The 15468-nt window shown below is 63.1% G+C and carries 16 protein-coding genes and 1 tRNA gene; 12 read left to right on the top strand and 5 right to left on the bottom strand.

Annotated elements, in window-relative coordinates; all coding sequences use genetic code 11:
• The first annotated feature begins 38 nt into the window (after nt 1–38).
• Nucleotides 39–260 carry a cysteine rich repeat-containing protein gene (locus tag BLV09_RS24870; RefSeq protein ID WP_146689270.1) on the top strand — a complete coding sequence of 74 codons (222 nt, stop codon included), beginning with the start codon at nt 39–41 and terminating at the stop codon, nt 258–260.
• 113 nt (nt 261–373) lie between these two features.
• Here the strand turns inward: BLV09_RS24870 and BLV09_RS24865 are convergent, their stop codons facing one another.
• Nucleotides 374–2059: an MFS transporter gene (locus tag BLV09_RS24865; RefSeq protein WP_146689269.1), complete on the bottom strand. Its 1686-nt coding sequence runs from the start codon at nt 2057–2059 to the stop codon at nt 374–376.
• 151 nt (nt 2060–2210) lie between these two features.
• Between BLV09_RS24865 and BLV09_RS24860 the strand changes: the two genes are divergently transcribed.
• The 6 genes from BLV09_RS24860 to BLV09_RS24835 all read left to right on the top strand — a co-directional run bounded on the left by BLV09_RS24860 (nt 2211) and on the right by BLV09_RS24835 (nt 9115).
• Nucleotides 2211–3584: a hydrolase gene (locus BLV09_RS24860; RefSeq protein WP_146689268.1), complete on the top strand. Its 1374-nt coding sequence runs from the start codon at nt 2211–2213 to the stop codon at nt 3582–3584.
• A gap of 30 nt (nt 3585–3614) precedes the next feature.
• The gene (locus tag BLV09_RS24855; protein WP_146689267.1) at nt 3615–5018 is read left to right on the top strand and encodes a cytochrome P450; all 1404 of its coding nucleotides are present in this window, start codon (nt 3615–3617) and stop codon (nt 5016–5018) included.
• A 12-nt stretch (nt 5019–5030) separates the two neighbouring features.
• Nucleotides 5031–6440, top strand: a complete 1410-nt coding sequence (locus BLV09_RS24850; protein ID WP_100384908.1) for an adenylate/guanylate cyclase domain-containing protein — start codon at nt 5031–5033, stop codon at nt 6438–6440.
• Between the two features lie 172 nt (nt 6441–6612).
• Complete coding sequence (locus BLV09_RS24845; RefSeq protein WP_146689266.1) at nt 6613–7116, top strand: TerB family tellurite resistance protein; 504 nt, start codon at nt 6613–6615, stop codon at nt 7114–7116.
• Nucleotides 7117–7415: 299 nt separating this feature from the next.
• Complete coding sequence (locus tag BLV09_RS24840) at nt 7416–8195, top strand: SDR family NAD(P)-dependent oxidoreductase (protein WP_100384906.1); 780 nt, start codon at nt 7416–7418, stop codon at nt 8193–8195.
• A 119-nt stretch (nt 8196–8314) separates the two neighbouring features.
• Nucleotides 8315–9115: a glutamine amidotransferase gene (locus tag BLV09_RS24835; protein ID WP_146689265.1), complete on the top strand. Its 801-nt coding sequence runs from the start codon at nt 8315–8317 to the stop codon at nt 9113–9115.
• 331 nt (nt 9116–9446) lie between these two features.
• On the opposite strand, the gene BLV09_RS24830 is transcribed toward BLV09_RS24835, so the two are convergent.
• Nucleotides 9447–9522, bottom strand: a tRNA-Ala gene (locus tag BLV09_RS24830).
• A gap of 195 nt (nt 9523–9717) precedes the next feature.
• Here BLV09_RS24830 and BLV09_RS24825 point away from each other — a divergent pair.
• Genes BLV09_RS24825 through folD form a run of 3 tightly spaced genes read left to right on the top strand, consistent with a single transcriptional unit; the run spans nt 9718 to nt 11263 of the window.
• Nucleotides 9718–10008 carry a YggT family protein gene (locus tag BLV09_RS24825; protein WP_100384903.1) on the top strand — a complete coding sequence of 97 codons (291 nt, stop codon included), beginning with the start codon at nt 9718–9720 and terminating at the stop codon, nt 10006–10008.
• A 30-nt stretch (nt 10009–10038) separates the two neighbouring features.
• Entirely contained in the window at nt 10039–10365 is a 327-nt protein-coding gene (locus BLV09_RS24820; RefSeq protein WP_174556565.1) for a DUF167 domain-containing protein, read from the top strand.
• 13 nt (nt 10366–10378) lie between these two features.
• Nucleotides 10379–11263, top strand: a complete 885-nt coding sequence (folD, locus tag BLV09_RS24815) for a bifunctional methylenetetrahydrofolate dehydrogenase/methenyltetrahydrofolate cyclohydrolase FolD (RefSeq protein ID WP_146689263.1) — start codon at nt 10379–10381, stop codon at nt 11261–11263.
• Nucleotides 11264–11391: 128 nt separating this feature from the next.
• Here folD and ppa read toward each other — a convergent pair whose 3' ends face one another.
• On the bottom strand, nt 11392–11922 hold the full coding sequence (gene ppa, locus BLV09_RS24810; protein ID WP_146689262.1) for an inorganic diphosphatase: 531 nt from the start codon (nt 11920–11922) through the stop codon (nt 11392–11394).
• 99 nt (nt 11923–12021) lie between these two features.
• On the bottom strand, nt 12022–12531 hold the full coding sequence (locus BLV09_RS24805; RefSeq protein ID WP_100384899.1) for a GNAT family N-acetyltransferase: 510 nt from the start codon (nt 12529–12531) through the stop codon (nt 12022–12024).
• A gap of 277 nt (nt 12532–12808) precedes the next feature.
• On the opposite strand from BLV09_RS24805, the gene BLV09_RS24800 reads away from it, so the two are divergent.
• Together BLV09_RS24800 and BLV09_RS24795 are read left to right on the top strand one after the other, a co-directional pair.
• Nucleotides 12809–13708, top strand: coding sequence for an alpha/beta hydrolase family protein (locus tag BLV09_RS24800; RefSeq protein WP_146691287.1), 900 nt, complete (start codon nt 12809–12811; stop codon nt 13706–13708).
• Nucleotides 13709–13710: 2 nt separating this feature from the next.
• Nucleotides 13711–14127 carry a thiol-disulfide oxidoreductase DCC family protein gene (locus tag BLV09_RS24795; RefSeq protein ID WP_244548819.1) on the top strand — a complete coding sequence of 139 codons (417 nt, stop codon included), beginning with the start codon at nt 13711–13713 and terminating at the stop codon, nt 14125–14127.
• Here BLV09_RS24795 and BLV09_RS24790 read toward each other — a convergent pair.
• The gene (locus tag BLV09_RS24790; RefSeq protein ID WP_146689260.1) at nt 14117–15379 is read right to left on the bottom strand and encodes a flavin monoamine oxidase family protein; all 1263 of its coding nucleotides are present in this window, start codon (nt 15377–15379) and stop codon (nt 14117–14119) included. The two genes, BLV09_RS24795 and BLV09_RS24790, sit on opposite strands and share 11 nt — an antisense overlap.
• Nucleotides 15380–15468 lie beyond the last annotated feature (89 nt).

The raw sequence follows: 15468 nt of genomic DNA, 5'->3' as shown, positions 1-15468 counted from the left end.
GGATCGCGTCGAATTGACGCGTGCGAGGATATATAACGATGGCCAGATTTCTTTTGTTCGTTCCGCTTGTTCCATTTGTTCTGCTGACTTCAGCAGCCTCGGCACAACAGCAAGGGCACGATGCCTGCGCGCGTGACGTGGTTCGTCACTGCCGCGCCGTGATGAATGACGGCGATTCCGCCGTGCTGGCGTGCCTGAAGGAACACCGCGGCCGGATCAGCAAGGCCTGCGAAAAAGTCCTGGTCGAGCACGGGCAGTAATTGACCCTGTGGTCATTGCGGGGGGCTGAGCAAAGCGAGCAAACCCGGAATCTCTCACCATAACTTTCAGATTCCGGGTCCACGCCAAGACGCGTGTCGCGGAATGACGGAAATCATGTGCTGCCACTCGCGGCGTTGACGACCGGCAGAACCTCGCTCGTGGCGCGGTCGGGCGTGTCTTCCTTCCAGCGCACCGATCCGAACGGGCGTTCCAGCATGCGGCGGACGCGCACCGGATCCGGGCCGAGATGAAAATCCATCGCGCGCTGATGCAGTGCGCGCTCGGATTGGGTCGGGCGGTTGCGTTGCCGCAGGTAATCGAGCCAGGTCGGGCAATGATAGCGCTCGGTCCACAGTTCGGGGTCGGCGATATCGCGCGCGATCGACCAGCCATAGGCGCCGTTGCGCTGCCGGCTGAGCTGCACGTTCTGCATCACGTTATGGAAGGCGCGGGCGTTTTCCTGCGCGACGCGATATTCGATCTCGACCACCAGCGGTCCGCTGCGTCCGGTCAGCGAAAGCCGCACCTCGGGATCGGCCAACACTTCCGCATCCTCGTCACGGGCGCCGACCCGCGGCATCGGCAGCCAAAGTCCAAGCAGCGGCGAAACGAACATCAGCGCGCCGGAAACCAACAGCGCCGTTTCCACGCCGGCGGCGTCGGTCAGCCGTCCCCAGCCCCAGCTTCCCAGCGCGATGCCGCCGGAGATCGATGCCTGGAAGGCCGCGAGCGAGCGGCCGGCCACCCAGCGCGGCGCGGAGAGCTGCACACCGATGTTGAATAAGGCGACCGCCAGCATCCAGACCGCGCCGGCAATCACCAGTGCGGCCGCGGTCAGCACCGGTTCGCGGCTCAGCGCAACTGCCACGATCGCGCCGCCCATCGATAACGCGCAGGCGCGCACTGCCGCTTCGCTGGTCATTCGCTTGCGCAGTTCGGCAATGTTGAGCGCGCCGATCACCGCGCCGACGCCGAAGGCGCCGAGCATGATTCCGTAAGTCTGGGCGCCGCCGTGCAAAAGGTCGCGCGCAACCAGCGGCATCAGCGCCGACACCGAACCCCCGATCACGCCCATCACCAGCGTTCGCGCCAGCACGATGCGGATCGAGGGCGAATTGGCGATGTAGCGTACGCCCGAGACAATGGCGCGGTTGAGACGCTCGCGGGGAAGGCGCGACGGCGCGGTGGTGCGGCGCCACAGAAACAGCACCGTGAAGAGCGGCAAGTATAACACCGCATTGGCGGCGAAGGCGGCGACCGCGCCCGCACTGGCGACGATGATGCCGCCGATCGCGGGGCCGAAACTGCGTGCGATATTGTAGCTGATGCCGTTCAGCGCCACCGCCGACGGCAGCGTTTCCGCCGGCACCTGCTCGCTGACGGAGGATTGCCAGGCCGGGCCGAACAGCGCCATGCCGCTGCCGACCACAAAGCACAGCGCCAGCAAAATTTCCGGTTTGACCAGCCCGAGCCAGAACAGCACCGCGAGCGCGGTGGCGCCGGAAAGCGAGATCGATAGCGAGATCAGGGCGACGATGCGCCGGTCATGCATATCGGCGATCGCGCCGGCCGGCATCGAGATCAGCATCACCGGCAACATTAGAGCGGTCTGTACCAGCGCCACCTTGTCGGCGGAGGACGTCATTTGCGTCATCGCCCAGGCGGCGCCGACGCCCTGGATCAGCAGGCCAAGGTTGGAAAGCAGGCTCGCCAGCCAAATCCGCCGGAACACCGGATGCCGCAGCGGAGCCGTGATGCTGTCGGGGGCAAACGTGGCGAGCTCCGGCCGGTTCGTCATATCCCGTTCCATCTGGCCTGCTATCGCAGGCGCCTGATTCCCCACGGTCCTAAGTGATGCCTGCGAAAGTCCTTGGCTGTCCAGTGCTCAGGCGGCTATCAGCGGGGCGGCGGCACGATTAAGCCGCTGAAAAATAACGGGAGGTCACCACATGAGGCTATCACGGCGGACGATCTTGAAAGGCGCCTCCGCGTTGCCCTTGGCAGCCGGCAGCTTCGCCAGAGCCGCTTTCGCGCAAGCGACCCCTGCTGCGCCAGCGGTTGCCGGGGTTCCGCCGATCCTGTTCGTACACGGCAATGGCGACCACGCCGCGCTGTGGCTGACCACGCTGTGGCGCATGGAATCGAACGGCATTCCACACGACCGCATGCTGGCGATCAACTTCACCGATCCGCTGGCGCGAACCGACGACTCCAAGCCTGAGCCGAATAAATCCTCGACCGAAGACCAGCGCCGCGAACTTGGTGAGGCCATCGCGGCCTTGAAGCGCGGCACTGGTGCTACGCGGGTCGCCCTCGTCGCCAATTCGCGGGGCGGCTATTGCGTTCGCAGCTACATCAAAAACGGCGGGGCCGGCGATGTCAGCCATGCCGTGCTGTGCGGGGTTCCCAACCATGGCGTCTATGATTGGGAACAGGGCCTTGGCAACGAGTTCAACGGCTGCGGCCCGTTCCTGCGCGGGCTCAACGAGGGCGAGAGCGAGGTGACGCCAGGTACTTCATTCCTCACGCTGCGCAGCGACGGCATGGACAAATACGCACAGGCCGATGGCCGCTTCGTCGGCAAGCCCGGTACGCCAACCGGTGTCACCGCGGAAGGACCGGCGCTGAAGGGCGCGACCAATCTCGTGCTCGGCGCCGTCGATCACCGTGAGACGGCATTTTCGCCGCGCGCGTTCCGCGAGATCTATAAATTCATTGCCGGCCGCGAACCGGAATGGATGGTGATCGTGCCGGAGACCTCCATCAAACTGAGCGGCCTCGTCACCGGCACGCCCGGCGGCGTTCCCACCAACCGTCCGGTGACGGACGCAGCAGTCGAAGTGTATCGCGTCTCTGCCGGAACCGGCGAACGCATCGGCGATGCCGTGCACAGCTCGAAGACCGGCGCGGACGGACGCTGGGGGCCGGCACAGGTTGATCCGTCCTGGTATCTGGAAATCGTGCTGACAGCGGCGGGTTCGACCACCACGCATTTCTACCGTTCGCCGTTTCCGCGCTCATCCGATATCGTGCATCTGCGCGCCGCCCGCCCGCTGGGAACCGGCGATGCCGGCGCCGGTGCTGTCGCCATGATGTCGCGGCCGCGCGGATATATGGGTTTGCCGCGCGACGTCGTGCTGTTCGACGGCAAGGAGCCAACGGACGTGAAGCCGGGTGTGCCGACGGATTCGGTCAGCACGTTGCGGTTGTCGACGGCGGACATCGGACGGCCGGTTGCAGCCCTGTTCAATCAGGAGCGGATTGTGGCGCGGGCCTGGCCGGCATCGGAAAACAGGATTGCGATTGCCGAGCTGACTTACTAGCTGTCCTGCACCCTGTCTCGGAGGCCGCATGTGAGCATAGCCGAAGCCCATCACGCTGCTGAGCCTGGGACGTCAGCGCCACGTCGGCCCCTGGTGCCGCCGAGCCCGCCGCGCGCGCCCGACACCATGACCGCGCTGGGCCGGATGACGGCGATGCGCAAGAGCGCGATCGCAACCTGGGGCCAGCGCGCCTACGAAGAGGATGTGATCCAGGGCAGTTTCTTCGGGCGCAGCAGCTTCATTCTCAATACGCCTGATGCGATCCGGCATGTGCTGGTCGACAATTACGAGAACTATACCCGAACGCCTGCGGGCATCCGGGTGCTGCGTCCGATGCTCGGCGAAGGCCTGCTGACTGCCGAGGGGCGTGCCTGGAAATATCAGCGGCGAACGCTGGCGCCAGCTTTCACGCCACGCGCCGTCGCGACGCTTGTGCCGCACATGATCGCCGCAATCGATGAGACGGTTGCAACGCTCCGGGAGAAGGGCAGCGCCCCGGTCGATCTGCGTGAAGTGATGCAGCGAATGACGCTCGAGATTGCCGGACGCACCATGTTCTCATTGGGGATGGACCGTCACGGCCCGACGCTACGCGACTTCGTGGTGGACTATGGCGAGCGGCTGGCGCGACCGCATTTTCTCGATCTGCTGCTGCCGCTGGGCTGGCCCAGTCCGCAGGATTTTTCTCGCGCGCGCTTCCGCCGGCGATGGACGCGTTTCATCGCGATGCTGATGGCGGAACGCCGCGCCGCCGGCAAGAAGGAAGGCGCACCGCTGCGCGATCTGTTTGACCTGATGGAGGCCGCCCGCGATCCCGAGACCGGCGAATCCTTCTCCGACGAACAGCTCGGCGATCAGGTGGCGACGATGATCCTTGCCGGCCACGAGACCACGGCGACCGCGCTGTTCTGGGCGCTGTATCTGCTCGCGCTCGACCCGGTTGCGCAGGACGAATTGGCCGATGAGGTTCAGCGCGTAAGCGCTGACGGCGCGCTCGACATCGATCGGCTGAAATTTACCCGCGCCGTGATCGACGAGACAATGCGGCTTTATCCGCCGGCCTTCCTGATCGCGCGCGCGGCTGCTGCGCCGGACACCATTGCCGGACTTCCGGTCAGGAAGAGGGATGTAATCCTGATTGCGCCCTGGCTTTTACATCGGCATGAAAAGCTGTGGCACGATCCGAACGCGTTCATCCCGTCCCGCTTCATGTCGCCCTCGCCACCGCCCGATCGTTTTGCCTATCTGCCGTTCGGGGTCGGCGCGCGGGTCTGCATCGGCGCCCATTTTGCGCTCGTGGAGGCGACGCTGGCGCTTGCCAGGCTGATCGGTACGTTCCGCGTCGAACTGCTCGACAAGGATCCGGTCATGCCGATCGGCGTGGTCACGACGCAGCCCGATCGCTCGCCGATGTTCACCATTTCACCGCGCTGACGGGGTTCCGATATGAGTAACATTCAGGCCGAGATTTCAGTATTAAAGCAGACCGCAGATCCGGTGGTTGCCGATGCGATCGCGCGGCTGGTCGATCAGGGCGAGGACCACGAGCTCAACCGGATCAACGTGCTGGATTTTTCGAAGCGAAACGGCCTCGATGAAGAACGGGTGATTTCCGGTTTCCTCCATGCCTCACGGCTGGGGCTGTTCGATCTGACCTGGAATGTGCTTTGTCCCGGCTGCAGCGGCGTGCTGGATGCCCACAGCACCCTGAAATCGTTGCGCCATGACGATTATCATTGCGGCATGTGCGCTTGCGGTTATGAGGCCTCGGTCGATGAGCAGGTCGAAGTCGCCTTCACCGTCAGTCCCAAGACCAGACGGATTGCGGCGCACGATCCGAACACGCTGCCGCTCTGGGAATATTTCAAGCAGGTATTCTGGAGTTCTGGCGTCGACCTCGACAAGGATTCGTTCGAGTCGCTGACTGACGAGGTGACGCTGGACGCGCTCGAATTGCCGGCCGGCGAAAAGGCGGTGCTGTCGCTGCAATTGCCGCCGCAATTCATCATCGTATTCGAGCCGGTGACGCACTCCGCCCAGTTTATCGACGTCCAGGGCGAGCCGACCAAGGAGCGCCAGCAGCTATCGCTGATCTACAATAAAGGGCACGCACCGACTGGAACCACGACGATGCGCCCGGGCCCGTTGCGGCTGTCGCTCGACAACCAGGCCGGTGTGCGGACGTTGCCCACGGTCTTCATTGCGGCCGATGCCCTTCATCATTTGATCGGCAAGCGCAAGCCGTTCCTCACCGCCAAGCGGATGCTGTCGAACCAGACCTTCCGCGACGTCTTCAAGGCCGATAATCTCAATATCGATCAGCGCCTCAAGATCACCTCGCTGACCTTCCTGTTCACCGACCTGAAGGGCTCGACAGCCCTCTATGAACGCGTCGGCGATCTCGCTGCCTTCGATCTGGTGCGCGCGCATTTCCACGCTCTGCTGGAAATTATCGCCTCGGAGAAGGGTGCAGTGGTGAAGACGATCGGCGATGCCGTGATGGCCACCTTCATCAGGCCCGAGCACGCCATTATAGCGGGATTGCGGATGCGCTCCGCCATGGAAGCTCTCAACGCGCAACGCGGGACCGGCGACCTCATCGTCAAGATCGGTATCCATGAAGGTCCTTGCCTTGCGGTCATGCTCAATGAACGGCAGGATTATTTCGGCCAGACCGTCAATATTGCAGCCAGGGTTCAGAGCCTGTCGACTTCGCAGGAGATCCACATCACGGAGCCCGTGATTGTCGCGCCCGCAGTGGCAGAACTCCTGGAGAGAGAATCGATCAAGCCCATTCAGAAGCGGGCGGCGCTGCGCGGCATCGCCGACAAGATGGTGGTGTATGAGATACCTTAGCTCGCCCGATCGCAAACCGGCATATCCTTGCTAAATTCGCGCCAGAGATTGCCGAAACGTAATGCGGCGCGCGGAACCGGCATGGATTGCGCGGGTTGATTTTCCGGCCCATATATCGGTCATCGCCGCCGGCGAGGCGGCCAACGGGTTTCACCCACTACGGTAGAGATTGATGCTGGACGGATTACGCCAATTCATTGCCGACGTTGTTTCTCCCAATGGGCATCACGAGCGGAGTTTTGACGATACCGGATATCGTCTCGCGGCCACGGCGCTTTTGATCCATGTCATTTCGCTCGACGGCGAACCGTCGGAGCTTGAAAAGCGCAAGCTTCACAGCCTGCTCGAAAGCCATTTCGGGCTCGATCCGGGTACCGCGGATCAGTTGATCGCGTCCGCGACGCTGGTCGAGGGCGAGGCGGTGGATCTCTATCATTTCACCAGCGTCATTATGCGTTCGGTGAACGATCAGGGCCGGCTTCGCATCGTCGAAATGATGTGGGAGCTGGTATATGCCGATGGTGAGGTCAGCGAGTTCGAGGACAACGTGGTGTGGCGCGCGGCCGATCTTTTGGCAGTGTCGTCGCGCGACCGGATCGATCTCAAGCATCGTGTCGCCGAAAAGCGATCGGCGCCGGTCAAGGGCGGCTCGGATATCGCTGGTGTTACGACCTAACGTTGGCTCCAGCTTGGTTGGATCAGACGCGTCGCGTTACATTTAGTTAACGCGGTTCTTCAGAGCGGGATCATGCTTTGGTGCGGTGCGGTGACGCGCCGCCCGACATGACCGATTTTTAATGTGCCGGCCGCCCGGCTGCGGTCGACCCCCAATTATTGCTGTTCAATTCTGCCTCTGTATCTCGGGCAAGACGTTATGCCTGCGGGTCACTTGCAGGTGACGCCCGTCCCGCCTAAAGCGTATGCTCTTTCCGGCGCTGGCCGCTGATCTTGTTAACGAACTAAGAGCATCGAATCGTGACCGAGGTTGTGACGCTGATTACGGGAGCCTCGGCTGGGATAGGCGCCGAGTTCGCGCGCGTGTTCGCGTCGAACGGCCATCGTGTGGCGCTGGTAGCGCGACGCGTGGATCGCCTGAACAAGCTGGCAGGCGAAATCGCTGTGGCCGGCCGCGCGGCGCCGATTGTCATTCCATGCGATCTCGAGCAGCCCGATGCGGGCGATAAAATCGCCGCCGCGCTGGATGAAGCGGGCGTGGATGTCGAGTTCGTCGTCAACAATGCCGGCTTCGGCTTGTTTGGTAATGCGATCGAGATGGATCGTGCCGCACAGCTCAGCATCATCGCCGTCAATATCCGCGCGCTGACCGAACTATCGTTGCGGTTTTCCGACAGCCTGATCCGGCATCGCGGCGGCATCCTCAATGTCGGTTCGATCGCCGGCTTTCTGCCGGGCCCGGGGATGGCGATCTATTATGCGTCCAAGGCTTATGTGCTGTCGTTTACCGAAGCGCTGCGCCAGGAGCTTGCGCCGCGCGGTGTGCGCGTGACCGTGGTGTGTCCCGGTCCGGTGCCGTCGGAATTTCAGGCGAGGGCGGGGTTTTCGCCCGGATTCGACTCGGCAGTTCTCAACGTCTCTGCAGCCGACGTCGCGCGGGAAGGGTACCGCGGATTGATGTCGAACAAACGCGCCGTGATGCCCGGCGTCGGGATCAAGATCGTGCCGCTGCTGCTGAGGCTGTTTCCGCGCGGATTTATCCTGGCCGCCGTCGGCCGTTTTCAGTTGCGAAAGCGCTGATAGGCTGCCTCGCATCCGGCTTTTGGCCCGTGATTTGCTTTGAACATGACCCAAAGCTCACCTGAAATTAACGGTTGCTTAGGTACGATTCCCGGCTCATTGCCGCCAACACGAAAACGATGTCGTTTCAGTCGGTCGAAATCAATGACGAAACCGTGCTGCGCCTCCCCGGCGCCGCTTCCGCAGCTCCAGCGCCCGAACCCCTGCTACCGGTTCTGATCGTCCTGCACCAGGAAACCTCGACGCCGGGGCGCGTCGGCAATGTGTTGCGGGCGCTCGGCCACAGGCTGGATGTCAGGCGTCCGCGGTTTGGCGATCCGCTGCCCGCGACGCTGGATGATCACGCCGGCGCGGTTATTTTCGGCGGCCCGATGAGCGCGAACGATCCGGATGATTACGTTCGCCAGGAGATCGACTGGATCGCCGTGCCGCTGCGCGAGCAACGGCCGTTTCTGGGCATTTGCCTGGGCGCCCAGATGCTGGCCAAGCAACTCGGCGGCCGCGTTGCGCCGCATCCGCAGGGCCGGGCGCAGATCGGCTACTACCCAATCCGGCCGACGGCGGCTGGTCTCTCGCTCTGTCCGGATTGGCCTGACCACGTCTATCACTGGCACGGTGAGGGATTTGAGCTTCCGGCGGGTGCCGAATTGCTCGCCGAGGGAAGTGACTTTCCGGTGGAAGCGATCCAGGCGGGTCACGCGTTCGGCTTCCAGTTTCATCCTGACGTGACCTACGCGATGATGCATCGCTGGACCACGCGCGGTTGCGAGCGCCTCGGCCTGCCGGGCGCGCGGGAGCGCCATCATCACTTTGCCGATCGTGCCGTGCATGATGTCACCGAGCGCGCGTGGCTGAAGCGATTTCTCCAGGGCTGGCTCGCCCGCGCGCCGATGTCATTGATGGCGCAAGCCGCCGAATAAGCGCGAAGCGTTTTTGTCGCGGGGCTTTCCCGAAGTCTTTTCGGACCTTCCGGTGTGATGCTGTCAAAAACCAAACGGCAACTAATCCGATGCGGCTGCAAGTATTGCCGTCCGGGTGCGCAAGCCAATAACAAACGCACGGTCGAGATGCTGCTGGCGCTGCGCGGCGGCGATTTTCGTGAAGGCGTCGCGAGTTTTGTGGAGAAGCGGCGCTGAAATTATCCGCGGGAGCTTTTGGTGCCGAGGCCCGTCTTCGCCCTATGGGCTACGACGCGGCAGCCCTCGCTACGTTAGGGCTCGCCGAGCCGAAGCAGGCGCAGCCTGCGAAGGCTGGTGGAGCCAGGCGGGATCGAACCGCCGACCTCGTCATTGCGAACGACGCGCTCTCCCAGCTGAGCTATGGCCCCTCCGTGGCCGCCTTCGATATCATCGCAGGCGGCCAGCAGTTAACGCCATTTACAATCCGCGCCAAGGGCAAGTCAAGAACGCCGAAATCGTTGTTTTCCATGCCCTTGGCCCGGAACTTCCCTTGTTTGGCAGGGAGGGAACCGATATCTAGCGGGAAGTCCAATCCGCGACGGAAACCCGCGAGTAAGCCTTTCATGCGTGCCGTTCTCGACATTGTTCTCATCGTTCTTGATCTTTACGTCTGGCTGCTGATCGCCTCGGCCATCCTGTCCTGGCTGATCGCGTTCAATGTCGTGAATACGCGCAACCAGTTCGTGGCGGCGGTGGCGGAGTTCCTTTACCGCATCACCGAGCCGCTGTTGGCGCCGATCCGCTCGTTCATGCCCAATCTCGGCGGCCTCGACATCTCGCCGATCATCCTGATCCTGATCATCATGTTTATCCAGAAGGTGATCGTCTATTACATCTACCCCGCCGTATTCTGATCGCGTGTTTTTGACGTTCGACGGAGTCTGATGGATCCCTGGCGTTACTCAGCTCAAGGCATCAGCGTTGCTTTACGCGTGACGCCGCGCGGCGGTCGCGACGACATCGACGGCATTGAGACGCTCGCCAACGGTCGGGCCGTGGTCAAGGTGCGCGTCCGCGCCATCGCTGAAGGCGGCGAGGCCAATCGCGCCGTGACGGAGATGTTGGCGAAAGCGCTCGGCGTGCCCAAGGCCAAGGTGCGGATCCTGTCGGGCGTGACTTCGCGTCTCAAGCAAGTGGCCGTCGATGGCGATCCCGCAAAGCTTGGTGAGGTATTGCGAAAACTAACCGCCGCGAAGCCGGATGGATTGTAGACAAAGGATTGAGATGACGGCCAGGATCATCGATGGAAAGATCATTGCCGCGGAGCTACGCGCACGCGTCGCCGATGAAGTCGCCCGCGTGCAGCGCGAACATCAACTCACGCCGGGTCTTGCGGTGGTGCTGGTCGGCAGCGATCCCGCCAGTGAAGTGTATGTCCGCAGCAAGCATAAACAGACCCAGGCCGCCGGCATGGCGTCGTTCGAGCACAAGCTCCCGGCCGATGTCGCCGAGAGCGATTTGCTGGCACTGATCGCAAAGCTCAATCGCGATCCCGCCGTGCACGGCATCCTGGTACAATTGCCGCTGCCGAAATCACTGAACACCGAGACCATCATCAACGCCATCGATCCCGCCAAGGATGTCGATGGGTTGCATCCGAACAATGCCGGGCGCCTCGCCGGCGGATCGGCCGCGCTGTCGCCATGCACGCCGCTCGGCTGCATTATTCTCACCAAGAGCGTGCATGCCTCGCTCGAAGGCATGAACGCCATCGTGATCGGCCGCTCCAATCTGGTGGGTCGTCCGCTGGTGCAGTTGCTGCTGAATGAAAACGCCACGGTGACGATCGCGCATTCGCGCTCGCGCGAGCTTGCGCAATTGTGCGCGCGCGCCGACCTGGTTTATGCGGCCGTCGGCAAGCCTGAGATGGTGCGCGGCGCCTGGATCAAGCCGGGCGCCACCGTGATCGATGTCGGGATCAACCGGCTGCAGGAGGCCGATGGCAAGACGCGTCTGGTCGGCGATGTCGCGTTTCAGGAAGCCTTGAACGTGGCGGGGGCGATCACGCCGGTGCCCGGCGGTGTCGGTCAGATGACGGTGGCGTGCCTGCTGGTGAACACGCTGCGCGCTGCCTGCGCCATCCGCGGCCTGCCGGCGCCGGCGGTTTGAGAGACCCTCATTCCGGGGCGCATCGAAGATGCGAAGCTCAGATGTGCAATGGCACATCGGGGAATCCCAAGATTCCGGATCGGTTCGCTTTCGCGACCCGTCCGGAATGACGGGCGTCGTCTCAACACCTATTTCTTCTTCGCCCGCTCGATGCCTTCCAGGATCAGCCTGTGCGCTTCCTCGGCATTGCCCCATCGCAGCACCTTCACCCATTTCCCGCTTTCGAGATCCTTGTAATGCTCGAAGAAGTGCTGGATCTGCTGCAGCGTAATGTCGGGTAGGTCGTTATAGTTTTTCACCTTGTCGTAGCGCTGGGTCAGCTTCGACGTCGGCACCGCGATGATTTTCTCGTCGCCGCCTGCCTCATCTTCCATCAGGAGCACGCCGACGGGCCGCACACTCATCACGGCGCCCGGCACGATCGCGCGCGTGTTCGCCACCAGCACGTCGCATGGATCGCCGTCGCCCGACAGCGTGTGCGGGATGAAGCCGTAATTCCCGGGATAGCGCATCGCGGTATAGAGAAACCGGTCGACCACCAGCGTCCCGGCCTCTTTGTCCATCTCGTATTTGATCGGCTCGCCGCCAACAGGCACCTCGATGATAACGTTGACCTCACGCGGTGGGTCGATTCCGATCGAGATGGCGTCAATACGCATGCGGGGCTCCGCGAGATTTGAAGGTTATGCTGAATAGGACGTAGCACAGGCGAGGTCGGCTTCCCACGCGGCAAGCGCCACCCGGCCGATTCGAAGACCTCAGTTGGTCCAGGCGAAGGCAACCTTGTCGAGCGACTTGGCCCCGAATTTTTCCGACGAGCGCGCCACCATGCGGCCGCCGAGGGCGCGATAAAACTCCGTCGCCGGATCGTTGTCGGAGAGCGCCCAAATCACCATGCTCTTGAGGCCGCTCTGCAACAGGTCGCGCCGGGCGGCTGTGAACAGCCGGCGGCCGAAACCGAGGCCCTGGAATTCCGGGCGCAGATAAAGCTCGTAGATCTCGCCCTCGAAGTGCAGGCTACGGGCCCGGTTGCGACCGTAATTGGCATAGCCCGCGACCTTGTCGCCGAACACCAGCACGCTGACGCGGCTGCCCTTGCGGATCGCGCTGTCCCACCATTGCGGACCGCGGCGGTTGATCAGCTTCTCCAGTTCGGCACCGGGAATGATGCCCTGATAGGCCGAACGCCAGGCTTCGTCATGGGTGGACGCCACCGCGGCTGCATCCGCAGCTTTGGCCGGCCGAACCTCGATCAGGGTTGTGCTCATGGGTACGATCAAAGCAAGTCAGCGCGCCGGCTTCAAGGTCCATCGTTAATTATCGGTTAACCTGTGGATTTTCTGCATCAGTTTTGCCGCTGGCTGTGCCGAAAAAGGACAGTGAAGTGCTTCAGGCCGGCAGCCGATTGCCGGTTGGCGCGTCAGGGGCGCTCCAAACAGAATTTCGAGGCGGGATCTGCTCACGAAAAAATGCACCCGATCTGATTCGCCGCAGGTAGTGTGCCCGCCGATTCGATCCCGTACTTTCGCCGTGTCAGGTATGATTATGCAGTTCCGCAAGCTATTTTTCGCTCTCGCCGTGTTCAGCTCCGTCGGCCTGCAAGGCGCGATCGCGCAAACCCAGTTCGGCGCGCAAGGCGCGGAAGGCCAGCCAAATCGCCGGCAGCAATGGCTGCTGCCCTCGCCCGATCCCGATGTCGCGGCGCATGCGGTGCTGTTCCGTCCCCCGGGCAACGGTCCGTTTCCGTTGGCGCTGATCGCGCATGCCTCGACGCAAAACGCGCTGCGTCGCGCGCAGATGCCGCAGCCCGAGTACCGCGCCTTGGCGGCCTGGCTGGTTACGCGGGGCTACGCCGTGCTGGTACCGGAGCGGCCGGGCCATGGCGCCACCGGCGGAAAATATCTCGAGGACCAGGGCGGCTGCGACGAGGCCAATTATTCCCGCGCGGGCTATGCGACCGCCGATTCGATCAAGGCGGCGCTCAACTATCTGCGCGATGAGCCCTTCGTCCGTCGGGATGGGGCGGTCATTGTCGGGCATTCGGCCGGCGCCTGGGGGGCGCTGGCCCTTGCCGGCGAGGATCCGAAGGCGATCTCGGCCATCATTGCGTTCGCGCCGGGGCGTGGCGGCCATGCCAACGATGTCCCCAATCAGGTCTGCGCCCCGCACACGCTGATTTCCGCCGCATCCGAGTTTGGCGAGGATGCGCAGGTGCCGGTGACATGGCTGGTGGCGACCAATGACAGCTATTTCTCGCCGGAGTTTTCCAAGGCGATGGCCGATGCGCTCCGCGCCGGCGGCGACAAGGTGGATTTTCGGGTTCTGCCGGCGTTCGGCAGCGAGGGCCACTCTCTGGCGGAGACCGACGGCGGCGAAAAGATCTTCGGCCCCGCGCTCGACGACGCGCTGAAAGCATCGCGTCCGGTCGCGACCAAGAAGCGATGACGGTGGGCGCTTCGAACGCCTGGCCTGATGATGACGTGATCCTCTACGATGGCGTCTGCGTGTTCTGCTCGCGCTGGGTCCGATTCATCGCTGCGCGTGATGTGAACCGCCGTTTTCGCTTTACCGCCGTCCAGTCCGCTTACGGTACACGCTTGGCACAGGCTTTCGGCATCGATCCCGCCGATCCCGATACCAACGCGGTTGTCCATGGCGGCATCGCCTATTTCAAATCCGACGCCGCGCTGACGGTGTTGAGCCAACTGCCGGGATGGCAATGGGCGCGCGTGCTGCGGATCGTGCCGAAGCCGTTGCGTGACGCGGTGTACAGCCTCGTCGCGCGCAATCGCTACCGGATTTTCGGCAAGTATGAGGCGTGTTTTGTGCCCGACGCGGAGCTGAGGGCAAGGGTTATCGAATAGCCCGGAGCACTTCCCCCGCCGCCCTCTCGCCCGAATCCCTCGCGCCATGCGCGGTGGAGAAAAAGTTCGGCGAGGTGGCTTCGCCCGCGAAGAACAAGCGCCCATCGACGGGAGCCGCGAGCACTGCGCGTTGGCCCGCATGGCCGGGCAGCGCGTGCGAATAAGAGCCACGCGCGAACGGGTCGTGCGACCAGCGCGATTCCGCCAGCGGCTTTAATTTGCGGCGAAAGTCGTTGCCGAGCAATGCCGTGATCTCGTCGATGCTTTGCGCGGCGAGTGCGCCACGGCCCGCATCTTCCAGCTCCTGCGCGAAGCTTCCGCCGAAATAGCCTTCGATGCATGCCTGCCCGAACGGCCGCAGATGATAACTGCCCATCGCCGTGCGCATGGTGGCGCCGCGCAGATTGCCGTCCTTTGGCAGGGCACCCCTGGATTCCTGGGGCTCATCGAGCGCCAGCACCACCTTGTCGGCAAGACCCAGCGGCAGGCCGCGTGCGGCATCGATTTTCGCTGGCAGTGTAGGATGAAAACGAATGGCCTCATCGGCGATCAGATTGGTCGGAACGGTGACGATCACCTTGTCCGCCGTGAGCGCGCCTTGCGAGGTCTCGATCCGCACGCGCTCACCGGAATGATCGATCCGTGTGACGATGCAGTTGAGTGCGACCGGGCACGAGGTGCCGTAAGCCGATATCAGCGCGCCATAGCCGCGCCGCACGCGCCAATTGATCTCGGTATCCTCGTAGGCGTCCATATCGAGGATCGAGACGGCGTCGAGCTCGCAGCCATTGATGTAGGTTGAAAGCGCATCGATCATCGGATTCCAGCGGTTGCCGGGCTCCAGATACGCGCTCGCAGCGGCGTCCTTGCCGCTGCGAATGGCTTGCTTCGCGGCCTCCTCGGCGCGGTCATAGAACGCGTCGAGCGCCTTGTTGAAGTCCAGCCGCTCGGCAAGCGGGAATCCAGTGTCAAAACTCTGCTCGCGCCAAGGCGGACGAGTCTTGTCGATTTCGAAATTCAACTGCGTGGCGATTTTGACGAACTGGTTCTTGTCGGCCGAATGCAGCCAGCCACAGCCGAGGTCGAAGGTGATATCCGCTGCCGCCATGATGGTATGGGCACGCCCGCCAACGCGGTCACGCGCTTCCAGCACCACGATCGACCGGCCGGAATCTTTCAGCGCGTTGGCGGCGCCGAGGCCGGCAGCGCCGGCGCCGATGATGGCGACATCGACGGAGGAGGGAAGGGGCATGGGTCAATACACCGTCGTCATTCCGCGATGCGCCGCTTGGCGCAGGCCCGGAATCCATACTCCCGATCGTGGTTATGGATTCCGGGCTC

It is taken from the genome of Bradyrhizobium canariense (assembly GCF_900105125.1).
GTDB lineage: Bacteria > Pseudomonadota > Alphaproteobacteria > Rhizobiales > Xanthobacteraceae > Bradyrhizobium > Bradyrhizobium canariense_A.
This window is presented reverse-complemented; position numbering and strand designations above follow the sequence as displayed.